This window comes from Paenibacillus sp. FSL R7-0313 (assembly GCF_037969885.1).
Taxonomy (GTDB): Bacteria; Bacillota; Bacilli; order Paenibacillales; family Paenibacillaceae; genus Paenibacillus.
The window spans coordinates 1,227,342-1,250,625 of record NZ_CP150219.1; the positions used below are offsets into that span (position 1 = coordinate 1,227,342).

Annotated in this window: 18 protein-coding genes and 1 pseudogene; 14 read left to right on the top strand and 5 right to left on the bottom strand. The window is 43.0% G+C overall.

The window, feature by feature from the left end; genetic code table 11:
* Positions 1-241: 241 nt before the first annotated feature.
* Positions 242-1,327, top strand: a complete 1,086-nt coding sequence (locus NSQ38_RS05470) for a 5-methyltetrahydropteroyltriglutamate--homocysteine S-methyltransferase (RefSeq protein WP_339787534.1) — start codon at positions 242-244, stop codon at positions 1,325-1,327.
* 28 nt (positions 1,328-1,355) lie between these two features.
* The gene (locus NSQ38_RS05475) at positions 1,356-2,846 is read left to right on the top strand and encodes an aldehyde dehydrogenase family protein (protein WP_339787536.1); all 1,491 of its coding nucleotides are present in this window, start codon (positions 1,356-1,358) and stop codon (positions 2,844-2,846) included.
* A gap of 178 nt (positions 2,847-3,024) precedes the next feature.
* Here NSQ38_RS05475 and NSQ38_RS05480 read toward each other — a convergent pair whose 3' ends face one another.
* The gene (locus tag NSQ38_RS05480; RefSeq protein ID WP_339787538.1) at positions 3,025-3,477 is read right to left on the bottom strand and encodes a HEAT repeat domain-containing protein; all 453 of its coding nucleotides are present in this window, start codon (positions 3,475-3,477) and stop codon (positions 3,025-3,027) included.
* A gap of 86 nt (positions 3,478-3,563) precedes the next feature.
* On the bottom strand, positions 3,564-4,529 hold the full coding sequence (locus tag NSQ38_RS05485; RefSeq protein WP_339787541.1) for a YndJ family transporter: 966 nt from the start codon (positions 4,527-4,529) through the stop codon (positions 3,564-3,566).
* Positions 4,530-4,691: 162 nt separating this feature from the next.
* Here NSQ38_RS05485 and NSQ38_RS05490 point away from each other — a divergent pair.
* Positions 4,692-4,766: pseudogene (locus NSQ38_RS05490) on the top strand (DNA alkylation repair protein); the annotation flags it as partial.
* 695 nt (positions 4,767-5,461) lie between these two features.
* Here NSQ38_RS05490 and NSQ38_RS05495 read toward each other — a convergent pair.
* Both NSQ38_RS05495 and NSQ38_RS05500 read right to left on the bottom strand, forming a co-directional pair.
* Positions 5,462-6,748, bottom strand: a complete 1,287-nt coding sequence (locus NSQ38_RS05495; protein WP_339787544.1) for a hypothetical protein — start codon at positions 6,746-6,748, stop codon at positions 5,462-5,464.
* Between the two features lie 748 nt (positions 6,749-7,496).
* Complete coding sequence (locus NSQ38_RS05500; protein WP_339787546.1) at positions 7,497-8,123, bottom strand: hypothetical protein; 627 nt, start codon at positions 8,121-8,123, stop codon at positions 7,497-7,499.
* A 590-nt stretch (positions 8,124-8,713) separates the two neighbouring features.
* On the opposite strand from NSQ38_RS05500, the gene NSQ38_RS05505 reads away from it, so the two are divergent.
* From NSQ38_RS05505 to NSQ38_RS05530, 6 genes are all read left to right on the top strand, one after another.
* Positions 8,714-10,837, top strand: a complete 2,124-nt coding sequence (locus tag NSQ38_RS05505; protein WP_339787549.1) for a 5'-nucleotidase C-terminal domain-containing protein — start codon at positions 8,714-8,716, stop codon at positions 10,835-10,837.
* 138 nt (positions 10,838-10,975) lie between these two features.
* A complete protein-coding gene (locus tag NSQ38_RS05510) occupies positions 10,976-11,926 on the top strand; it encodes a GNAT family N-acetyltransferase (protein WP_339787552.1) in 951 nt (316 codons plus the stop codon).
* 364 nt (positions 11,927-12,290) lie between these two features.
* Positions 12,291-12,836, top strand: coding sequence for a 50S ribosomal protein L25 (locus NSQ38_RS05515; RefSeq protein WP_289390761.1), 546 nt, complete (start codon positions 12,291-12,293; stop codon positions 12,834-12,836).
* A gap of 417 nt (positions 12,837-13,253) precedes the next feature.
* A complete protein-coding gene (locus tag NSQ38_RS05520; RefSeq protein WP_339787555.1) occupies positions 13,254-13,871 on the top strand; it encodes a hypothetical protein in 618 nt (205 codons plus the stop codon).
* A gap of 318 nt (positions 13,872-14,189) precedes the next feature.
* Positions 14,190-14,750 carry a DUF4303 domain-containing protein gene (locus tag NSQ38_RS05525; RefSeq protein ID WP_339787559.1) on the top strand — a complete coding sequence of 187 codons (561 nt, stop codon included), beginning with the start codon at positions 14,190-14,192 and terminating at the stop codon, positions 14,748-14,750.
* 177 nt (positions 14,751-14,927) lie between these two features.
* Positions 14,928-15,266 carry a hypothetical protein gene (locus tag NSQ38_RS05530; protein WP_074092858.1) on the top strand — a complete coding sequence of 113 codons (339 nt, stop codon included), beginning with the start codon at positions 14,928-14,930 and terminating at the stop codon, positions 15,264-15,266.
* An 84-nt stretch (positions 15,267-15,350) separates the two neighbouring features.
* Here the strand turns inward: NSQ38_RS05530 and NSQ38_RS05535 are convergent, their stop codons facing one another.
* Entirely contained in the window at positions 15,351-16,073 is a 723-nt protein-coding gene (locus NSQ38_RS05535; protein ID WP_289390758.1) for a YheC/YheD family protein, read from the bottom strand.
* 94 nt (positions 16,074-16,167) lie between these two features.
* On the opposite strand from NSQ38_RS05535, the gene NSQ38_RS05540 reads away from it, so the two are divergent.
* The 5 genes from NSQ38_RS05540 to NSQ38_RS05560 all read left to right on the top strand — a co-directional run bounded on the left by NSQ38_RS05540 (position 16,168) and on the right by NSQ38_RS05560 (position 23,108).
* Positions 16,168-16,296, top strand: a complete 129-nt coding sequence (locus NSQ38_RS05540) for a hypothetical protein (protein ID WP_339787562.1) — start codon at positions 16,168-16,170, stop codon at positions 16,294-16,296.
* A gap of 229 nt (positions 16,297-16,525) precedes the next feature.
* Entirely contained in the window at positions 16,526-17,620 is a 1,095-nt protein-coding gene (locus NSQ38_RS05545; RefSeq protein ID WP_339787565.1) for a bifunctional glycosyltransferase family 2/GtrA family protein, read from the top strand.
* On the top strand, positions 17,620-19,911 hold the full coding sequence (locus NSQ38_RS05550; RefSeq protein ID WP_339787568.1) for a glycosyltransferase family 2 protein: 2,292 nt from the start codon (positions 17,620-17,622) through the stop codon (positions 19,909-19,911). The genes NSQ38_RS05545 and NSQ38_RS05550 overlap by 1 nt, the downstream gene beginning before the upstream one ends.
* A gap of 11 nt (positions 19,912-19,922) precedes the next feature.
* On the top strand, positions 19,923-21,776 hold the full coding sequence (locus tag NSQ38_RS05555) for a hypothetical protein (protein WP_339787570.1): 1,854 nt from the start codon (positions 19,923-19,925) through the stop codon (positions 21,774-21,776).
* Between the two features lie 192 nt (positions 21,777-21,968).
* A complete protein-coding gene (locus NSQ38_RS05560; protein WP_339787572.1) occupies positions 21,969-23,108 on the top strand; it encodes a 5-methyltetrahydropteroyltriglutamate--homocysteine S-methyltransferase in 1,140 nt (379 codons plus the stop codon).
* Positions 23,109-23,284 lie beyond the last annotated feature (176 nt).

The window sequence follows — 23,284 nt, forward strand, 5'->3', positions numbered from 1 at the left end:
GTATCTCGTTATTATACTAGAAAATAAATGTATTGGGAGAGATAGGAAGTCAGGTGTCGGGCTAAAGGTATACTGATATAAGGTAAGCCACATCATTACCCTATGAGGTTGTGGCATTTTTGTTTTTCGAAACTTTAGATATTGTTAAAAGCTATAACCAGCCATGTTTTTTTCATATAACAGGCATTCCTTTTGACCATGCTATACTCATTAGAATAAAAAGTTAGAAGGAGAAATACTTATGATACCATTTCGTAATGATCATGTAGGCAGTTTTCTACGTCCTGCGAACTTAAGTCAGGCACGTGAACAATATAAATCAGGCAACATCACATATGAGGAATTAAGAGCTGTGGAAGATCAAGAGATTATTCGAATTATTGAAAAGCAAAAGGAAAATGGCGTATTGGCAGTTACGGATGGTGAGTTCCGCAGAAGCTGGTGGCACTTTGATTTTCTGGGCGGCTTGGATGGCGTAGAGTTGTATGAGGAAATTGATGGGCCTCAATTCCATAATATGCAAACTCGCAAGGGTGGAATTCGTGTTGTTGGTAAAGTTGATTTCTCGAGTCATCCTTTTGTTAAGGATTTTGAGTTTTTGAAAAAGCATGCAGGTGATGCAGTGGCGAAACAGACCATTCCAAGTCCCAACATGCTTCTATATCGGTTGGAAAATGGCGCCAATACCTATACGGACCGGGAGCAATTCCTTCAGGATACGATTGCGGCGTATCAAAAAGCAATTCAAGCCTTCTATGATGCGGGATGTCGATACCTGCAATTAGATGATACCGCTTGGGCAGACCTGTTCTCAGAAGCTGGTCACGATAAGCTGCGTGCCAAAGGTCTGGAACCGGCAGAAGAGTTGAAAACGATGCAGCGAATGATTAACGAAACTTTGGCTCATAAACCGGCGGATTTAGTTGTGACGATGCATATTTGTCGTGGTAACTATAAATCAAATTATTTCTCAACGGGTGGTTACGAGTACGCTTCTGAAGTTATCTTTGGTGGCTTAAACGTAGATGGATTATTCCTGGAATTTGATGATGAGCGCTCAGGTGGCTTCGAGCCTTTACAATATGTGAATCGAAAAGATTTGAAAATCGTGCTTGGTTTACTTACTTCGAAAACAGGCGAGTTAGAGGATAAAGAACAGATTAAAGCTCGGATTGCAGAGGCGGCAACCTATGTACCACTTGAGCAACTTTGTTTGAGCCCACAATGCGGCTTTTCTTCCACGGAAGAAGGCAATATTTTAACGGAAGAACAACAATGGCGTAAACTTCGTTATGTGAAGGAAATTGCAGAAGAAGTTTGGAATTAATCCATCTAAATAACGGAGGGGATGCAAAATGACAACGCAAGCAGACCAAGAGACAGTTATCGTTGAAGCGTTCATTAATGGTCAAAATGTAAAATCCCTTTCGCAGTTAGCAAAAGAGAATCCGACAAACCCCGCTGAGATCGTAGGCTATTTCCCTGTCACTACGAAAGAACAAGCCGTGGAAGCGATTGATGCGGCGGCAGGGGCTTTTAAAACATGGAAGCAGACCTCCATTGATGAACGCATTATTATGATGCGCAAGGCGATCGAGAAGATTAGAGCAGCTGAGAATGAAATTGTACATTTGCTGTCCAGAGAGCATGGCAAGCCCCTGTATGATGCACACGGTGAAATTTATGTTTCGTTAATGTGGATGGAGTTTGCTTGTAATGAAGCCAAATCGGCTCTACAGGAAGAGATCAAAGAGCATGAGAATGGTAAAACGATTCTAACCTATGATCCAATTGGTGTGGTGGCAGCGATTAGTCCATGGAACTATCCCATTGCTTTATCTACCATTAAGATCGCTCCTGCCTTGCTTGCGGGCAACACGATTGTGCTTAAACCAAGCCCGTTTGCACCACTGGCGGCAGCGAAGGTAGCAGAGATTATTGCGAGTGAGTTCCCGGCTGGTGTAATCAATGTCGTTCATGGTGATGCGGATGTAGGCGTTGAATTGACTACCAATTCTCATGTCACAAAGATCGCCTTCACAGGTGGCACCGCGACCGCTAAGCATATTATCAAAGCAGCTTCGGAAACGATTAAAGATATGACGCTTGAGCTTGGTGGTAATGATGCGGCTATCTTCTTGGAAAGCTTTGATGTTCATGATGAGCGAGCCATGCGCCGGATTGTCATTTCTAATTTCTTGACAGCAGGCCAGATCTGTATGATCGCCAAACGTGTGTATGTACACCGTTCTATTTATGATGAGTTTGTGGAAAAATATATAGAGGCGGCTAATCGCTGGATTCGAATTGGTGATCCATTTGATTCAAATACGACAGTAGGTCCGGTTAATAATTTGAAACAGAAAAATTACGTGCTTGGTTTGGTTGAAGATGCGCAAAAGCGTGGGGCTAAGGTCATCCCTCTCGGCCAAATTTTGGATCAGAAACTGTTTGACCAAGGTTACTTCTTACAACCTACGCTTGTTCTGGGTTGCGATGTTCATGATCCGATTGTAGTAGAGGAACAGTTTGGCCCTACGGTTCCGATTCTTCCATTTGACGATGAAGAGCAGGGTATTCATCTACACAATGAAAGCATATATGGATTGACGAGTTCTGTGTGGGGGAAAGAAGAGGATGCCATCTCCGTCGCACGTCAACTCGAAGCTGGAACGACCATGATCAATACTGCTGCTGTTCAAGGTCTGGATGTTCGCTTCCCTTTCGGTGGGGTTAAGCAATCTGGTATTGGCCGTGAATACGGCGCGGAAGGTATCCGCACGTATACAGAAAAGCATGTCATCAACGTTCCAAAGACACTGGATCTTCCTTATATACCAGAGTAAATTTTATATCACATAACTTCGTATCTTACAGGGCATGTACATGTGAAATAAATGTAGGCTACTTCAAAGTGCTAAAGAGTGAGATGAAATCTGGTGACAATCAAAATAATAAGAAATAAAGAAGCCACTCCATTTTTTGGAGTGGCTTTGTATTCAGCTATTTTACGGTGAACGGCGGCTATCTTCTACCTAGTGTCTCCCAAATTCCATGGAGCCAGGAGTCGAACTCAGCATCTTTGTCGCCCTCGTAAGTATCATAGAGATCAAGACGTGTCTTTTGCAGTTTTTCCTTAAATTCCTCAAATGTATGACCTTCAGGAAGGCTTTTTTTGATTCGTAGCAAAATTTTGTTAGTACCTTTAAACAGCTCGCCTTTGTTTTTGGCAGGCATTTGTACATCTTCATCCAACTGCTTCAGCTTGTTATATGCGGCTTCACGCACCTGGAACACTTGATCATTTTTCAAAACATGCTGAAGCAACTTCATGGTAGGGGCTGTATCCCAGTTTCCCAATTCGTTCACCGCATTCAGTCTGTCTCTCCAGCTTGACGTCCGGTTAGCCGCTCGTTTGAGCTCTTCAAAGTTCTCCGGTAGTTCGTTCACTGCTCCAACTTCATGGTTGTTCGTCAAAATTCAATCTCCTTAATCATCGCCATCTTGGCAGAATGATGAATGTTATTAAACACTATTATAGCACGAACCTGACTAAACTACTCCTATGAAGCCGATTGGTTAGCCTTTTCCTTAACGAAGTCTACCATGAACACCCAACCAATCAGTCCACATAAGACAAAACCAAATGCATGCAGAGCTCCATAAATGGGAATGAAATCGCGTATGGTTAATGAGTACATATTTTTCAGTAACGGATAGAAGATGGAAATGACAACCACCGTGTAAAAGGCTAGGCAAGAAAGGCCTAAAAAGATGGATGCCTTAATATCCAAAGCGTTTTTCCTCAAGTAAGTAAGGAGATAAGCGGTGTAAACCACAATATTACAGGCGAACAAAGTGACACCAATGTATTCAATCGGCTTGGAGAAAATCATACCAATAGCAATCAAGATGGGTCCGATGATATCGATGGCAACAACCCAGGGGTACCAGCTTTTCTTCGTCATGATGCGTCCCAGTTCACCAATGAAAATTGGAACGATTGCAGATGAGAAATGAAAGTGAACCGAGCTTAACGCGTGCGTTGCAGGATTAGCTTGAAAGAGGTTCAATTGATATTGATATAAGGTAAACCAAATGCCTCCGATGAAAAAATAAACGAGCCCCGCACCAATTGCTATTTCCGCTGCTTTTCCTTTAGCGATCACAATAGTGGTCAAGCCATAGATGCCAAGCAGCAGTGTGAACAGTAGCCACCCAAGGGACAGAATTCCTGGGATTGCCGTACTTTCTAACCCCCACATCTTACTACTCATTACCGAAGCTAGAGTAAGAAGCGCAGCGGGAAATTGAAGCCACTTCATAGCGGCATACATCATTCGTTGATATGTATTCTTCGCGTCATGGTCCAAAAGTAAAATTACAAGAGGCACAATAACGAAAGCCGCAAACAGCAGAAATTTTTCAACAAGTTCGAATTGAAAGTAATCTAGATAAAATATCAGAATGGTTATGATTCCACCGGGAAATGCGGGTGATTTCATGAGTTGCTTCAAGGAACTATTCATGGGGCTTCCTTTCTAACCTACGTTTATCGTAATACTTGCCTGCATCCAGTTGTGTAGCATTCTTTAGTATAGATCGGCAATTCTTCTTTTAGTAGTCTAACACATTTATTTGTCAATATATGAAAATAAGCTTAACTTACTGCGGTTGATGGAGTCATGAGAAATAGCCCTTTCGCTCTTCAAAGGCGAGCCTTCTGGTATTATCAAGCCCGATTGAGATGGACTGGACAAACACCAAATTTTGAAGAGTCCTCGCGAGATAAAGATCGAATGCCTGAAGGACGATATGCCGTGTTTCGGTTTTTTTAAATGAGATTTATTCGTGTGGAGAACCCCGTGAATATGTGGAACGAAATGTTTAGTCTTTTTTTAGCATCTTTTAATTGAAATAATGGCCGATGGTTGAACAAAGTGAGATCACAGTGCGGGGAACCTTATCATAAGGAGGGCGAAAAAATCTCTAAACCTATTCCGTAGCTATATTGCTTACCAACTGGTTGCTATTACAAAAACACCTCTAAGATGTTCTCCATATCTTGCGACAAGGTTTCATTCTCTTGAAGGTGTTTTGATTTGTTTCACGTTTTGGGGTCAGCTCAGCATTTAGTCCACGGATTCTTTCATTTTTCACTTGAGGACATATGTGGGGCACCTATTTTCATTCAAATTACCGATTATAATCTCGTAATATTATGTAGTTCCACTATCATCTCAATAGGTAGTTTGCAGTTGCAATTGTTCAAAATGGGCCACCAAAAGTTATTGGCCGTTTGAGCGCTTGTATGTATAAGGCTGCGATTCCAGCGTACACTGCTACGATCTTCAATACGAAATTAAATTACTCCTTAAAACGATTCTTGACACTTGAAGCTTTGCACAACTAAAAATTAAAATAAGGCAGAACACAAATGAGTGCTCTGCCATACATCAGATTATTTTGAACTGTAAGAGAACGACAGATTATGTGACTGTGCTCCTGTAGCTGAATTATACGGATCTTTACTATTTGCAATATAGTAAGTAAATTTAAGATTTAAGGTCTTCTGTCCCGGAGTAGTGTAGTGCCCTACTTTAATGATTGAATCTAGTGAATGATCCGGCTGTGCAAGTGTCTGGCTTTTGGGTACAGTTACTTTAGTTCTTCTGACCTTATCGGTACCACTGTTATCATAAGTTTTTAACGTTTTTGCACCTACGTTCTGTGAGTTAGTGTAGCCTACTCCAAAAGTCAAACCTGTTTTAGGAGCTGATAGCCCCCAAGCAACATTGAGTTTAAGCTTTGCAAGGCTAGAATACGAAGAATCCCACATAACTGATCTTATTACATCACCAGGTGCTGTATAGATTTCAAGGGTTGTATCTTGATAAACACCAATTTTCCATCCTGAAGTTTTTGAATTAACAGACCCGACATCAGATGTTGTACTAACAGATAGAGGATACAGCTTTGTAGTGAAATCTCCAGAAGATCCACTAAGAGCAGTCGGCCCCTCAACATATCCTCTTACGGTCATTTTTTCAGTTATTTTAGCAACACCCGCATTATATACTGCGGTATATGTTTTATCAGACTTACCACTTGCCAATGCGAATGTTGTTATTCCATCTTGAACTTTTTCTTGTACCGGCTCTAATATTTTGCTGTACCAGAACATGTCTTCATGCTCTGCTTCGTTGAGGGAATTAGAATTATTAAATATTTCAACTGTGTTAAGCTTATTATCTAACTGATCTGTTTCCAAAAAAGTAAAGGTTCTTGTGTCTTTTTCAAACAAATACAGTTTAACAACATTATCATCATTAGCAAAAGTGTCTTGTAATAATGCTAAGTTGCTGTTTGGCTTTTTATCAATACCAAAATAGACAACTTCAAAATTGTTTGTGCTATCAGTTAAATCACCTACAATTAGACTATCAGTATAACCAGCTTTCTTCAACTCTCCTGTAATTTGAAAATCTTTTTCACCATTAGTTGTCTTTACATTACCAGATAGAGAAATAGAATTTTTCACATCATTCTCAATAGAATAGATATCAATATCACTGGAGACGAAATTGGATAGGTTACTTAATTTTTCACCCTTTTCATCTAAGTTATAAACGGTGTGACTTGGAATATTGATACTATCATTTGATGATTCTTCTGATGCAAAAACACTACCGCTCAGAGAAAAAGTAAATAATGTAGTGGCAATAAATAAAGATTTTAGCTTCTTCAAAATTAAACCTCCTAAATATTGGATTGTTATTCCTGATCTCAAAGATACCAAAATAAATGTTATATGTAAATGTAATGCATTTTTTAGAAAGTTTTTCTAGTTCTTTTGGACTATGTGATTTTCCTTTTATATCAACGAATATCAGTCTTTCCAAAATTAAATGATATTTAAAAATCGGGTTAAAAGGACTAAATTGGAACAAGCGGTGCAAACTAGTGTAGGTACTCTACCGGCGTCAGTTTTTTAGTTTTTGTTGTGGGCGTTCTGTTTTAAAAACGGATATATCTTTCGATTTTTCTTTGTGCTTCGATAACCGTTCGGATATGATAAAAATAGAGTCCTTCCGGTTTGAGATGCGAGAAGAATCTACCATATAGAGGGTTCATAACAATTTTCTCGACGAGATATGCTTATTTGGGTGCCAAAATTTTAATAGCATGTCGTGGTAAGCATGAGACGTGTACTGGAAACCTTGGTCGCAGTGAACGATCAGTCCGGTTAAGTCTGTGTGCTTCGCAAACGCTCTGCTACATGTGCGAAGACCAGTTTATTGTCGTTGCGTCGGCTATTTTGTAAGCCACATTTTCGTTATTAAACAGATCCTTTATGTCTGGAATATACAACCAGATATTGTCCACATGATACTGGGGTCGATCGTACCAACTTGTCTCTATTCAATTTGTGATGAGTCTATCAATCTCCTTGGAAAACAAAAAAAAGCCGCGCATCATGCGGCTCTCTATCTGATTTAACGCCCACCCGTATTGGAAGCCCAGACAGGAATCCAACTGTTCGGATAATAATCATTGGTCAGGGTTGTGTTATAGAGAACTAAATTCCCATCACTTTGCATGATCAGTGTATCACCTGTTGTGTTAGTTGGTAAGCTGCTTCCGTGATGACCCGGAATCCATGAGGTGGTATTGGGAGACCAAGCAGCTACCTGTACAGAAGTATCGATCACCAAAACTTTATCCCATCCCCAACCGGTGTAATATTCGAATTTACCTGTAGCCGGATTAAAACCAAAACGATAACCATATTGGTAAACATCTTGATATTTCATGCCATATTTATACATGACGGGTTTCCCGTATTGTGGTTCAAACTTGAACGAAAGAGCCCCACTGTTACTGGTACCGCTACTCCAAAGAGAAGTTCCATTCTGATAGATAACGAAGTTCCCGTCATTTTGCCAAATGGCTGAAAATCTACCATCTTGGGAGGTTAAATAGTCACCCTTTGCCATGTTTTGGCCGATCGTGAGCTTATCACCAAGATAGCCGGCAGAAGCTGTTGCTGGTACCGCAAATGCAAGAATCAACAAGCAAGCCATAAGAATGCGAAATGATCTGGGGAAAAGTTGTCTGTTCATTGGACACGCTCCTATTTTTCTTATAATGGTTAAAGTTAAATGCATAGAACAACAAATCCTTATAGCTAATGCCTGTTTCTGCGTTGCATTCAGTCAGGAGCGGTGATGTAACACGTCCCCATCTGGTGTAAAACGGGAACTAAGATCTAAAATGCTCCCAACGGTCACCTCCTTTAATAGAAGTGTGAAAATCTTTGATACATATTATGTAATGGGATGTGTGTTTTAGGAGATGGAAGCTAAGTGTTTTTTAGTAGAGGAGTTATATCATCAAGTGAAAATACATACTTTATTTTCCATTATAGCAACAAAAAATATAAAAGCCATATTTTTCTATATGAAATTTTGAATCTATTACTTACGTTCAATGCGTCATAACTTCTCGTCTCCTATACCAGAAAAAAACCTAGTAATCGCTTGAATAAATTGAAGCTAAACACTAATTTTGGTGCAGATCGAGACATAGGTATTCATCTCCTCTATCAATCTCCCAACTTTTTTACATACATTTTATATATTTTATGATTTTTATGAATTGAACTATGGTAAAATATCTCAGGATCTAAAATTGGAGAGGGGTTTTTTCATTCATGTTTTGGAAAAAAGTTTTGGGTAAAAGCACACTGCGTGTAGCTACTGCTGCACTATTACTCACGCAACTATTGGGCGCAGCGGGTTCTGTCTCTGCCGCAGGTAACGATGTAGAAGTACACTTGATTGGAATCAATGATTTCCACGGTCAGTTAGATACCACATCAATGGTGGGTGATAAGAAGGCAGGAACGGCTCCAATTCTAGCAACCTATCTCAAAGAAGCGCAAGCCAAATATGAACACTCCCTACTCTTCCATAATGGAGACTCTGTTGGTGCATCTGCTCCAGCCTCATCTTTGGATCGTGACGAGCCTACCATGGAATGGATGAATATGATGGGCTTTGATGTAGGGTCCTTGGGGAATCATGAATTTGACCAAGGTGTCGCTGCTTTGAAAGCACAAATCTTTGGTGGCCTTGATCCAAAAGAAGGAAAAGTAACGCATGCCGGTGCAAAATTTGATTACGTCAATGCAAACGTGATTGAAACTGCCACAGGAAAAACATTGATTAAGCCGTATGTGATTAAAGAAGTGGGCGGAGTCAAAATTGGATTTATCGGACTAGTGACGAAATCCACACCTGCCAAAGTATCTCCATCTGGGACAGCTGGCGTACGTTTCTTAAGCCCGGAAGAAGAAGTGGAAGCCGTTAATAAATATGCTAAAGAATTGCAAGACCAAGGCGTAGAAACGATCATTGTTTTGGCACATGATCCAGCAACAACCAAAGAAGGCGTAACTACTGGAGAAGCAGCTGATCTGGCAAAAGCTTTACCGGCGGATTCCCCTGTTGATGTTATCGTTGCAGGTGACAATCATGCATTGGCTAACGGTGAAGTGAATGGAAAGTTGATCGTTCAAGCTTATTCCTATGGTACGGCGTTTGAAGATATCAAGTTGATGATTGACCCTGCTACCGGGGATGTAACTGAAAAATCAGCGACTGTTACAACGACTTTCCAAGAGGGTGTAAAAGAAGACCCTGAATCTTTAGCTATTATTAAAAAATCATTGGACAAGCATCCTGAGCTGACGAAGCCAGTAGGTACAACGGATGGTTCTGTTACCCGTACAGATGCTTATAATAACGAAGCCCCTCTTGGCAACCTCATTGCAGATTCAATGCGTGAAGCAGACTTTGGGGATAAGGCAAGTGCTGCTGACTTTGCATTTATGAATCCAGGCGGTATTCGTGCGGATCTGCCACAAGGCGATGTGACCTTTGCTGATCTTGCCAAAATCCAACCGTTCGGTAACACTCTAGTGAAGCTGGAACTGACTGGCGAACAAATTAAAACTTTGTTGCAACAACAATGGGGTACCAACGCTGACGGTACACCTAATACCAAAACACTTCAAATCTCTGGTTTAAAATACACTGCAGATTTCAATAAGCCGGTCGCAGAACGTGTTACTGGTCTTAGTCTTGAAGATGGTACACCTATTGATCCTGCAAAAACATATACGGCTGTAGTTAACAACTTTATGGCTGCAGGTGGAGATAACTATAAAGTGCTGCTGGATGCTAAATCATCCCTGGCAGGTCCTATCGATCTGGATGTATTCTACCAGTACATCGTAGATACGTATAAAGGCGGTAGCATCGAAGCTAAAAATGAAGGACGTATCACAAACCTGGCTGCATCTACTGAGCCAACAGAAACACCTGTAACAACAGAAGTCATTTCTCGTGCTGAATTTGTAAGTGCTCTGGTCGACATGTTGAAACTAAACAAAGTAACCACAGCACCTGCATTCAAGGATGTTGCCGCTAATGCTGCATATGCTGACGCGATTGCTGAAGCTACGCATGCTGGATTTATTCAAGGGTATGGTGGAAACTTCTATCCTGATCGGGATATCACGCGTGAAGAAGCTGCTACGATTCTTGCTAAATTGGTAAAAGATCAAGCGACTGATAAAGACGCTGCTACGATTATTGCTAGTTTTGAAGATGGTAAATCCGTGTCTGCTTATGCAATTAAACCTATGGCAAAATTGATTGACAAAGGTATTTTTGCTGGAACAGATAAAAAATCACTTCAACCTAAACAAGGTCTTACTACTAACGATGCAAAAGCATTGATTGAAAAAGCTGTTGCAGCAAAAGCTTCATAATTTAGAACTTATTCAAACTTTATATGAGAACAGGAAAACACATCCGATTGGGAGAAGTCTATATCCCAATTAAGGATGTGTTTTTTTCATGCTTACATGTGGGCGACCTCTTCTACGTTGCTGGGCAGGATATTGAATATGCTCCTAGCTGTTTTTCCAGAGCCTCTGACGGTATGTGGCTATACCCTGCGAACCGGCTATTTGGGTACTGTATCGGTCCATCCACGGGCGCGTGGCGAAGGACATATGAAGGTGCTCATGGACATGTGGCTTGAGGAACTGCGCAATACGTGTGATATGGTTGTATTATATGGTCAGCGGCAGAGATATGAGTATTTTGGCTTCACGCTTGGTGGTGTAAAGCTTAAGTATATTGTGGGAGAGGCCAATGTGCGCCATGGCTTAAAACATGTGAACGACACAGGAATATCCTTCAGGCCGTTCTTCGAGATTGAAGGAGCAAAGTCCTTTGCACTTAGCATCAACACCTCGCGGCTTGCTTATGTTGAACGTACAGTGCAGCAATTGCCGCTTATTTTCAGCAGCCTCCATCAAAAGGCGCTGGGCGTTCTGGATCAAGGTAAACTGATCGGGTATCTAATTGTAAATGAAACAGGCGATGAAATATCTGAATTTGCGTTGGAAAATGAGGCAGATATTTCGCGGACGATTAAGGCTTATATGGTACATAGCAGATCGGATCGTATATCTATATTTACGCCGGAATATGACATTCCGCTGAATACGACAATTGGCAACATTGCGGAAGACTATGTTATTGATTCATCGGATATGTATCATATTCTGGACTTTGCCAATGTATTGGAGGCATATCTGACACTCAAATTCAAAACCACATGGATAGTGGAGGGAGAATTCTCAGCAGTTATGGACGGTCAGCCGATTACTGCGCGAGTGGATGCGAGTGGTGTGACTGTCGAGCGATCTGCTAAGACCGATGCCGTTGTCCTTGATAAGCAGCAGGCTCAGGCGCTTCTACTTACACAACATGGCCGTTATATGGCAGTTGCTGCGCCCATTGGGTGTTTTCTACTCCCGATATTCTGGTACAAGATCGATAAATTCTGACGAATCCAACGAGTATTAAGGATATATAAATTAGAGATGAGGACATGAAGGCCACTCCACGTTGGGTGGTCTCTATGCTGATAACGATGCGGACAGGATGGAGACACTTTTGATCATATTATGGGGTTATATCGACAAAAGGATGTTTCTATGATAGGGTGGAGGCATCCCATAGGCATTCTACTCTTCGGAGTAGAGTGCCTTCATGTATATTATGGGAGCTTACATTAAATGTATTTTAAAATCAATTGGATCGTATATGGAGGTGGTGATGCTATGTTTCTCTCTTTAGCCCCAACAGGGGATGGTTGGATGAGTATTAAAAATGTGAAAATATCATTTAATAAAGAGGAGCGAACATAGCATGACTACTCGTTTTCAGGCGGAGACCCGCATTCCATTAAATTCTTCTCGACTTAAGGATCTACGTAAATCCGGGCGTTTGCCAGGTATTGTTTTTGGCAGAAATACGGAGAATGAGATGATTCATATTCCAACAATAGAATTTCAGAAGTGGTTGAAGCAAGGAGCGTCTGGTTTTATCGAATTGCAGTTTGAAGAGAAAGGCCCATTGACCGTATTATTGGAAGACCTTCAACGTGATTCGGTTACACGTGATTTGATTCATGTGGATTTTCAACAGGTGCAGACCAATGAGATCATGCGCACTAAAATTCCTGTCAAGTTCAACGGCACACCGATTGGCACAAAACAGGGCGGTGTCGTGCAAGTTCAATTAGCTTCTATTGAAGTGGAGGCATTGCCGAGACACTTGCCAACATCGATTGAATTTGACATTAGTACTATGGAACTTGGAGAAACGTTACATGTAAGTGATGCAACGTTTGCTCCAGATGTGACGGTGATCTCTGAGGGGAATGAGTCTCTTCTCTCTGTAGTTAAACCTTAACAATTCCAAATTCGCAGAGCTGAATAAGTCAAAATTAGCCGTACGGGTGATCATCCGTACGGCTAATTTGTGCTGATCACGATATGTTGGCGTGCCCCCATCCTCACAAAGCGGGTAATCTAAAATTCACCTTACGTATGTCTTTTGCTCGCGTACAGGCGCAATGATCCTGATATTTCGCTACCCTTTCAAAGTTCATTCGCAAAATTCAGGTGTAAAGTAGGTAGACTCAGGAAAGGTAATCACTATAATGGAAATAAGATACATATATAGTTGATATATAAGAACAGATGTGGATGAATTAACGCTCAATATAGAGATAGAGATATAGATAGAGATGAGGAAGAGCGGTGGGTAAACCTGAACCGCTAAGGTCATTGGCATAACATTTCTAAACAGGGCGGTGAGCGAAAAAAAATGGACAAATTAAAGAATAGCGGATTCTATAAACTGAGATTCTTCATCACTCCTGAAGAGTTTAAAAGCCTCTTGCAGCTTTTGGAGCATCGGCAAGCGCAATTCTATCGTACCAATGCTGCCCGCACAGAGCATGATTATAATCAGGTGTACGACGCATATCAGACGTTCTATCAGTATTTTGTGGCAGGAGAAAAGAGAGATGACATCCATCCCTTCTTTGTTTACTCTATTTCTATTGCATCGGATCAAGAAAGTTCAGGATTTTTTGTGAGAAATGAAGGGGTTTCTTTTCCATATCACGGACAATGGGCAGAGGAAGAACTGCCGTGTATCTTGCTTTCATTTCCGAAAGGTTTTCAAGTTAATTTGGAAGATGAAAAAGGAAAGTACTATATATATGAGGATATCCGGGACCATAAGCCGCTAACCTATGCGCTTTTCGATGAAATAAGAGACTCTATCAAAAAAATGACCAAACCCCTTTGCTTCTCAGCCCATGATGCAGATGCGATGAAGGAGCAAAAGCCCTCTGTGCGTATAAGCCATGATGCAATGCAAGACTTGAGCCAATCGTGGATATTCAGTAAATATGGACTTGTGATTCATGGCAAATAGGAGGGGGACGAAATGATGTTCGCCCTAAAGCTTATCTGTACCTGGGTACTGCTAGTTGCCTCATGTTCAGCAGTATGGTGGAGTTTCAGAACAGAAAAGCTTATAACCATCTCCTGGCTGGCATTTTTGCTACCGGCTGTCTTCCAGCTAGCTACCGCTTTCCGGATCGGTCCAGGCCAAGCAAAGTCACTCATCGTGTTCGGCTGCATCAATCTGGTGTTTGCTATCCTTGTGGGTGCGGGTGTCTGGTATCTAGTCCAAATAGCCAATTCATATCGAAGGGGCAAATGATAAACAAATGGAAAGGGGACTCCAATCATGAAGCCATTGCAAGAAATAGAGACACTGGCCATAGAGATCGCTGCTGCCGCCAGAACGTCTTTTTGCACTCTTTTTGAAAATGGTGAACGTTACTATTATTGTACGTTATACACTACCGGCGAAGGACATGCGCCAAGCATCTCTGCCTGGTCGTGGGAAGCTTTGGCATTGGAGTCGGCTAGGCAAGCAGAGGAAAGTGATACGCCGGTCTCCACGATTGCGGATCTCATCAAATGGTCGTATGCGGATTCGCCCTATTGTTGTTTTGGGGATGATCACTTTGACGATGTCAAACAACGATATAACGAGCGTCCTTTCATTGCGGATCTGGAGTATGATGATTGGAATCGGGAGTTGGATGTGAGGTTGAGCGCTATGGAGCTGGCGATGAAAATGCTCGATGATGAAGGCATATTTGCCTTAAATCAACTGCGAGAATCGGTATGTGTCCTTGTTGAAGTCATGCCGCCGGATAAGATCAATACCGAAATTGCTTTACGTTTGAATCGGGCGGAATCTCCGGTGTTGCAAGCATGGTTGGCGGAGGCGGCAGAATAAGATGATTATGATAATAGGACTATAATTCTCGAACCACCTTTGTACATGAAAGGGTGGTTCTTTTTTATGTCTGCGCCCCTCGGACAAACACACTTTTTCTGCCTTGTCCACATTTATACCTCACCAAAACTATTTAATTGCATCTAATAGATTATCAATAAAAAGGAGGTTTTGAGAATGGGAAATAGAAGACCTGGAGCACCTAGTGGTTATGACCCTGTTCAGATCTATAACTCGACTTCGTTTAATGCGAGTGGAGTAGTGGAGTATGCATCCATTTTTTGTAGCAACGATAGATATAGTGTTCAGCGTGATGAGACTTGGAGATCTTCCGGCCGTGGTGTGTGCCTGGTAACTAGAATCACTGCGACGGTTAGAACACCGAGTGGAAATATTGAGGCTGAACCGTATACCTCTTCTGGTACTTCATACAGCCAGTTCGCCATTATACAGGTAGGGGTAAATCAGTTCCGAGTGACACGTGTTACAAGTGCGATTAGAAAATGCCGGAAATAACCGAAGAGGGTTAATATCAAGAACAGGTACTAAACAGGATGAGACGACTGGCCATGAGTAAAAGGCTGGTCGTCTTCTTTTGCTTTAATGTTCTTTGTACCATAATATTCTGCGGTGCATCGAGGAATCTTTCAAAAGTCGGAAAGGCCGTAAGGCTGGTTGATAATTGCCTTCGATAATCCAAATTCGCCGTTTCTTGTCGATGGCTATATCGAACCCGACTTGTCTAAGCATAGGGTAATGCTCTCCCAATCGTTTGGCAGCTAATCGTGCAACTTGTTCCGCTCTGACAAGTAAGCGCCGATCTCCAATTCGAGCTAGTCTCAGTGCTTTAAGAACTGGAATGGGGCGGTTATTCACATTGGTGACTTGGTATCCTTGTGCAGCGACTTTAGCATAGGAACCTGTCACGTTCCAAGTGGACGAGGAACTCTTTTTGCGCTGAACCATGATCCGAATGTCGAACGGCCTGTGTTTAATTTGAGCAAGCTGCAGACGCTTTTGGACAATATATTCATCACTTTTGATTGTTTGTTCGAACCATTCCAGTAACTGCTCGTTGTCTCTCATGGTGACTGTGTTATTTTCATTTTGAATACGATAAGCATTTGCACCGCTTCGTTTAATGAACAGGATACCCCTTCCGTAACTGCCATTACGAGGTTTCAGTACAACGCTGGGATACTGAAGAAGCATCTTCGTTAGCGTATCCTTCTCAAGCAACTGTGTTTCTGGCAAACGTTCAGCTAGAGAGGGCTCATCGCGCAGAATGCCATACTGCAACCATTTGTCTCTTTCGAATAACATTGGAATCACAGCCTTTTTCAATCGTCTACGGTAATTCTAATTCAAATTCGTGATCCGCATAAGTGGCCATTCGTCCAGATTTGTAAGTCGATGCATGTCCAATCGGTCGATGGAGACAGAAGATGAACTTTTGCGAGAAATGACTGCACTCTGGGGAGGTGTTCATTCAAGCTTCGAGTGGCTTCTGGATACGCAGGCTCACTTCTATCACCACCATGGATAACGGCATGCGGTGCTGGTACATGTACTGAAACAAGAGCCGAATGTGAAATGGTTTGAGTAGTACTAGACTAACCTTACGATAGTTCTTTTTACCTATAAATTAGCTTGTAAAAAGTGCGACTTTCTTACCAATATATATACAGATTATTCGTTTACTGTATGCCTTTTCGATGTTATACTCACAATATTCAAAAAAATTGTTGAAATATGTCGAATTGAGGCTTATCAGGATGATTATAGGTAAACAAAACGGCGAAGCGATCATCCTCATTCCATCACTTGAACCGGATGAGAGACTTCCAACCTATGTACAGCAATTGCGAGAGTATGGCTTGACCAATATTGTTATTGTGGACGACGGATCGGGTGAGGCCTACCAGTCGATTTTCGAAGAGCTTCGTGAGAATGGTTGTGCTCTGCTAACACATGCGGAAAATCAGGGGAAGGGTGCGGCACTCAAGACCGGATTTCAGTATATTGCTCAGCAATTCGATGCATCTTCCTTCGTTGTAACCGCTGATTCAGACGGACAGCATGCAGCTGAGGATGTCTACCGTATAGCCCAAGAAGCAAGGCTTCATCCAGACTCGTTGGTGCTCGGGGTAAGGAACTTCAGTGAGGGGAACATACCGCCAAAGTCCCTGTTAGGCAATCGGATGACCTCCTTTATTTTTGCCATGCTGTATGGTAAAAAGCTGTCAGATACCCAGACTGGGCTTCGTGCCTTCGGTCCAGGGTTACTTGCGTTTATGCAGGATGTTCGCGGTATTCGATTTGAATATGAGCTTCAGATGCTCATCTCGTGCATTCAGTCTGGCATACCGATTCATACCACGCCAATCCAAGTCATTTATGAAAATGGCAATGCGGGAACTCATTTTAAAGCAATCCAGGATAGTGCCCGGGTAATGGGTGTGTTGTTCTCCAATTTTCTGCGGTTCATTTCATCATCGGTGGCCAGTTCTGTTGTTGATTTGGGTATCGCCTGGTTTTTGATCGACGCGTTGCGGCCCATGTTGGGTGAGCAGCACTATCTAAGAATTCTGCTTGCAACTGTGATTGCGAGAGTGATTTCCATTGTGGTCAACTATGTACTGAACAGACACTTTGTATTTCGCAAAGAGGATAGCCAGGGAAGTCTATGGCGCTATCTGACGTTATGCGGAGTGGTGATCTTGCTTTCCAGTACCGGTGTATATATATTCCATACCGTTCTCTTCGTAGATGAGAAATTGGCGAAATTCGTCTGTGATGCCTTGCTGTTCCTGCTCAGTTTCCAATTGCAGCGAAGATGGGTATTTGCAGCAAGGAGGAAGCAGCTGTAGTGCAAAACGAAAAAAGGCAGAATATCTTTTTTGTCATCACGATGATCCTGATGTCGATTTATTTGGTATGGCGTACATTCTTTACGTTGCCATGGGGTGAAGGCGTACTGAACGTCATTTTTGGTATGCTGCTGATTGTGGCTGAAACGGTCACCGTACTGACAACCTTTGAATTATTCTTTCAAAAGATGCAAAAAGAACGTACACAGCTCGACTTTCCAATCGTTCCGCCGGAGTACTATCCGGATGTGGATGTATTTATTGCTACGCATAATGAGCCTGTTGATCTGTTATATAAAACCGTTAATGCCTGTACGTTCATGGATTACCCGGACAAGCAGAAGGTTCATATCTATCTCTGTGACGATGGAGCAAGACCAGAGGTAGAGGAGCTTGCCAGACAGTTTGGCGTGGGATATCTGGGGTTCCCCGGAAACAAGGATGCCAAGTCTGGTAATCTGAACAATGCACTGAGCAAAAGCTCTTCGCCGCTCATTGCAACGTTTGATGCGGATATGATTCCACAGCACACCTTTTTGATGAAAACGGTACCCTATTTCATGCTCTCCACGTTTATTAAGGAGAATGAGGTATGGCGTCCTCGTAGGCAGGACGAGATGGACCCTAAGTTCAAGCTTGGGCTGGTACAGACCCCGCAGAGTTTCTACAATCCCGATCTATTCCAGTTTAATCTGTATGCAGAGCAAGGCATTCCGAATGAACAGGATTTCTTCTCCAGAGAAGTGAACATCCTGCGTAATGCCTCCAATGCGGTAGCCTATACAGGAAGCAATACGATCATTTCCAGGCAAGGCATGGAAGACATCGGAGGTTTTCCGCTGAATACCATTACCGAGGACTTTGAGACAAGCATCCGCTTGCAGCAGGAAGGTTATATTACCTATGCGACTCAAGAGGTTCAAGCTGCCGGTCAGACGACAACAACAGTGAAGAGCATGATTAAGCAGCGGATTCGCTGGGCAAGGGGGATTATTCAGAGCCTGCAGAATACGCGTGCACCCATATCTGGGAAGCTTCCTTTCTGGACGAGAGTGACCTACTTAAGCAGTTTCTTATACTGGTGGTCTTTCTTTAACCGGTTGATTTTCATTTTGGCACCTATTTTGTTTGCGTTATTCGACTTCCAGATTGTGAACACAACCTTCTGGCAGATCTTAATATTCTGGCTTCCTTCTTATTTCTTCTACAGTGTATCCATGCGATATCTGTCCAGTAATATTCGGAATCAGCGATGGAGTCAGGTTATCGATACGATATTTATGCCTTATCTGATCTGGCCTGTTCTCTTAGAGACACTGGGTATTCGTGAGAAAAAATTCAAGGTTACCAACAAAAGCAGAGCAAGCGGTCGACAATGGATGTCTGCTCTAATATATGCCCTTCCGCATATCTTCTTGCTGTTGCTTTCCATTGCAGCCGTGATTCGGTATGTCAATGGCAAGTACGGCATTGCGCTGTTCTTCAGCAGTATCATTATTTTCTGGTTGATTCATAACATGATTGCGCTGTGTTACGCCCTGTTCTTCATGATTGGCCGCCGTGCGTATCGGGAGACGGAACGGATTCGGGCGCAGGAAGATGTCGCGATTCATGACCAAGCCAACAATCTGCGATATCAGGCGAAAACGGTGGATGTATCCGAACAAGGGATTGCCTTTTATGTCCCTTATCCCATTTATTTGGCTGAGCAGAAGATCATCTCTCTGGTCGTCAAAACCGAGCGATATGAGGCGAACCTCGATGCAGTCATTGTGTATGTGAAACAGGATGGAGAGGGCTGGCGTTATTCTGCAACGGTTCAGCCGGTCGATGAGAATGATAACCGCCAATACATGCAAATCATCTACGACCGTAAACACTCATTGCCAGAGCAGATGAATCTGTGGGATACGGCTTATGACGATATGCTTCGCAATGTGAAAAAACGGATTGTTCAACCCAGATCGGATCAGCGAAAAATGCCGCGGCTTTCCCTTCAGCTTCCAGTTCATTTCACCAATGATGCTAGCTGTACGCTGCGCAGCTTCAATTATCGTTTCTTTTCCGCGAGGGGTTTCCATGGTGATATTGCGGCAGGGGCGGTCGTTACTTTTTATACGAAGAGTAATATTGAAGTCATTTTGCAACATACGGGAAAAACGACAGCCCGTGAGCGCGAAGTGCTTCTCTCGGTGGAGAATATCGATGATATTGTGGAGAAGGGCCTGATCGACCAATTGCTGACGGATCTGATTCAGCCACATTCTGATCGTTCCACCAGAGAGGGTTAGGAGAGATAAAGATGCTCATTGTGCTTCATTTTGTGATGGGAGTTTTATTGATATTCTCCTTTCTTGGTTATATGCAGTTTGTACGGAAGGCACTTTCACTGCGTTGGGAATTCATCCCTGTATTCGTGTTTTCCTCGATTGCCTGCTTTGTTTTTCTAAGTGGTTTGGCAGGGCAGCTCTTTACGGGTAGCCTTGTCATCCTGATTGCAGGTTTGCTTTTGTATGGGGGAATGTTGTTTCTCAGGCTGCGCCGAGGGGCCTCATTACGTATGTCCTTTTCCATATTTCAATTTTCATTCCTGGCAGGGACTTTTGTTTTCTTGCTGTTGCTCTTTCAGAACCAGTTAACACATTACGATAATTTCTCCCACTGGGCTATCGTATTGAAGCAGATGCTGAGTACAGATGCCTTTCCAACGCCAGGCTCCAACCTGATTGATTTTAAAAACTATCCGCTCGGGACTTCGTCATTTATTTATTATGTCTGTCGCTTCATGGGGCATTCCCAGTCCGTAATGCTTTTGGCACAAGGATTGCTTATCTTTTCCTGTTTTTATGCCATGTTTGGCATTGTTTCAGAGAAGAAACGCTTTCTTCTGTACGCCTTTCTCGGACTTGGGTTATCTACACTTTCTTTCTTCAATCTGACGATTCGAATCACCAATCTACTCGTGGATTTCTTGCTTCCAATCTACGCGCTTGCGATCCTGGCGGTAATTTATCAATATCGTAATGAGATCAAAAAGGCATGTATTGTTGTTCTTCCGCTTGCGGGATTACTGACCATCATCAAAAGCACGGGTATTATTTTCGCTGCGATCGGTCTGATTTTCTTAGTGTATACATGGCTAAAACATAAGCAAAAGTTCGATTGGAAAACAGCACTCGCTTTAGTGGGTACGATCTGCGGTACGCTGATTCCCTACTTCGGCTGGAGCTGGCGAATGGCAACGGTGTTCCAAGGGATCGATAACAAGTTCGATGTGGCTACCTCGGGGATTCAAGCCGGCAAAACGCCGGAGCAGATGCATGAGATTCTGTGGACTTTCCTCAAGGCAAGTACGGATCTGACGACACGGCCAGTGATCGGCATTGTTATTTTCCAGCTTATCGCAATCGCAGCATCTGTATTTGCCATCGTCGTGCTCAAGAAGAAGTGGAACTTATGGAAAGCACTAATTGCGCTAGACGTTGTTCTGTTACTGTACTATGCGGGTATTCTGGCGTTGTATCTCTTCTCCATGCCACTGGATGAAGCCATTGTCCTGGCGGGCTTTGAGCGTTATGCATCGAGTATCGTGGTGCTGTTCGCCGGTGGGCTGGTGTTGTGCGCTGCGATCGATCTGGAGCGATCATTTCACTATCGGATTGGTGAAGTGCCTGATTATCAGTCCTTTAAGACGGTTGAGACAAAGGGTCATTATCAGAAAGGCATTATCGGGTGTATGGCGGTTGCCGCCACCATCCTTTTGTCCGAATACAATGGTATTGTCTCTATCGCCCAAAGTTATGATACAACGCTCCCTTACAAAATTCATGCGGTTACTGGTGATCGGTGGTACTCAGGTGGACAAGAGGATAATAACAGATATCTCTTCTACGCCTCAGACAGGGACCAACAGGTCACGAACTATTACATGCAATATGTAGGGAAGTATTTCTTGTATGCTCCTCATGTGGACGGGATTGTGTTGTTCTATGAGGATAATATGGATAACCTTCTGAGTGGTTACGATTATCTGGTGGTTGTGGAGACGGATCTCAATGCCAAGTGGTTGCTGAAAAAGCATTATGGCATCGACATGCAAGAGGGGATCTACAAAATCACCCGTGCCGGGGATCAGATCGTTCTTACATTGACTTGAGATCATAGATGTTGAGATCCTGTTCAGGTTATCCGTTCAGGTAAGATGGAATACATGATTGTATATAGAGTCTCCTTAAATATAGCCCGCTATAGCTAATACCTATAGCGGGCTATAACTCTTTCGTAGAACAGTTATTCCGATCGGATATGTTATATTTAATTCTATAATGATAAACGGGGAGATTAAACTATGAGCCTACAAACAGAACCTAAACAACGAACAGTCACTCCTTTTCGATATGATATTGTTGGCAGTTTCCTGCGCCCGAGTGCGTTGAAGGATGCCCGATTAAAATACCAGAACGGCGAAATTACCACGGAGCAGTTGAACGAAGTGGAGAACGCCGAGATTGTGAAACTTGTACAGAAACAAAAAGAGGTTGGCCTTCAGGCTGTAACGGACGGCGAATTCCGCCGCTCTTGGTGGCATCTGGACTTCTTCTGGGGACTGGATGGTGTAGAGCGGACGATCATTGAGGAAGGCTACCGATTCAACGGTGCGACATCCAGACCGGAAACAGCTCGTCTGAGCGGCAAAATCAGCTACACTAGTCATCCATTTGTAGCACATTATGCCTTCTTGAAAGAAGCGGCTGGGGAAGACGTTGTTGCTCGTCAATCCATTCCAGCAGCAGCCCAGTTCCTATTCGAATTGGACCGGGCAGATAATAAGGAAAGCACACAGGCCATCTATCCGAACCGTCAAGAGCTTCTCTCGGACATTGCCGGGGCGTACAAAGCGTCCATCTTGGCTTTCTATGAAGCCGGCTGCCGCAGCATCCAGATTGATGATTGCACATGGGGTGCACTGTGTGACCAACAGTTCATCACAGTGATGGAGCAGATTGGCGTTAATGTGGAAGAGTATGCAAACGAACTTGCAAAACTGAACGAAGAAGTGGTATCTGGCCTGCCGGAAGACCTCGTGGTAACCACTCATGTCTGCCGCGGTAATTATGTTTCGACATTTGCAGGAGTTGGTGGCGGTTACGAGCCGATTGCGCAGACACTTCTGAGCATCGATAACTATTCTGGTTTCTATCTGGAGTTTGATACGGAACGGGCTGGTGACTTCAAGCCACTTCGTTTCCTGAAGGACAATCAGCAGGTTGTACTTGGCCTCTTCTCTTCCAAATTTGGAGAGTTGGAGAACAAGGAAGATATCCTGAAACGGATTGAGGAAGCTACACAATATGTTGATCTGGATCGAATCTGCCTGAGTCCACAATGCGGCTTCGCTTCCACGGAAGAAGGCAACCATCTGACCGAGGAACAGCAATGGCGCAAGCTTGCCTTCATTAAGGAAATTGCTGAAGAGCTTTGGAAGTAACCTTCGCAGCGTCATTGATCATTCACGCATGTGTTGTGCATAAATAAAACTGCTAAATGAGCCGTACGGACCATCATCCGTATGGCTTTTTGGTGTAATCTCCATATAGAGTGGATGTTTGATCAGAGCCCATAACCGCCAAGAGAGTGAAGCAATGGGATAGAGATGAGATTAAC

What these genes read in the sequence shown, in the direction of transcription:
- NSQ38_RS05500 (WP_339787546.1), bottom strand. Translation starts at nt 8,123, where the DNA reads ATGAACAGACAACTTTTCCCCAGATCATTTCGCATTCTTATGGCTTGC.
- NSQ38_RS05515 (WP_289390761.1), top strand. Translation starts at nt 12,291, where the DNA reads ATGACTACTCGTTTTCAGGCGGAGACCCGCATTCCATTAAATTCTTCT.
- NSQ38_RS05520 (WP_339787555.1), top strand. Translation starts at nt 13,254, where the DNA reads ATGGACAAATTAAAGAATAGCGGATTCTATAAACTGAGATTCTTCATC.
- NSQ38_RS05555 (WP_339787570.1), top strand. Translation starts at nt 19,923, where the DNA reads ATGCTCATTGTGCTTCATTTTGTGATGGGAGTTTTATTGATATTCTCC.
- NSQ38_RS05470 (WP_339787534.1), top strand. Translation starts at nt 242, where the DNA reads ATGATACCATTTCGTAATGATCATGTAGGCAGTTTTCTACGTCCTGCG.
- NSQ38_RS05540 (WP_339787562.1), top strand. Translation starts at nt 16,168, where the DNA reads ATGTCCAATCGGTCGATGGAGACAGAAGATGAACTTTTGCGAGAAATG.
- NSQ38_RS05545 (WP_339787565.1), top strand. Translation starts at nt 16,526, where the DNA reads ATGATTATAGGTAAACAAAACGGCGAAGCGATCATCCTCATTCCATCA.
- NSQ38_RS05510 (WP_339787552.1), top strand. Translation starts at nt 10,976, where the DNA reads ATGCTCCTAGCTGTTTTTCCAGAGCCTCTGACGGTATGTGGCTATACC.
- NSQ38_RS05560 (WP_339787572.1), top strand. Translation starts at nt 21,969, where the DNA reads ATGAGCCTACAAACAGAACCTAAACAACGAACAGTCACTCCTTTTCGA.
- NSQ38_RS05505 (WP_339787549.1), top strand. Translation starts at nt 8,714, where the DNA reads ATGTTTTGGAAAAAAGTTTTGGGTAAAAGCACACTGCGTGTAGCTACT.
- NSQ38_RS05530 (WP_074092858.1), top strand. Translation starts at nt 14,928, where the DNA reads ATGGGAAATAGAAGACCTGGAGCACCTAGTGGTTATGACCCTGTTCAG.
- NSQ38_RS05475 (WP_339787536.1), top strand. Translation starts at nt 1,356, where the DNA reads ATGACAACGCAAGCAGACCAAGAGACAGTTATCGTTGAAGCGTTCATT.
- NSQ38_RS05535 (WP_289390758.1), bottom strand. Translation starts at nt 16,073, where the DNA reads ATGTTATTCGAAAGAGACAAATGGTTGCAGTATGGCATTCTGCGCGAT.
- NSQ38_RS05485 (WP_339787541.1), bottom strand. Translation starts at nt 4,529, where the DNA reads ATGAATAGTTCCTTGAAGCAACTCATGAAATCACCCGCATTTCCCGGT.
- NSQ38_RS05525 (WP_339787559.1), top strand. Translation starts at nt 14,190, where the DNA reads ATGAAGCCATTGCAAGAAATAGAGACACTGGCCATAGAGATCGCTGCT.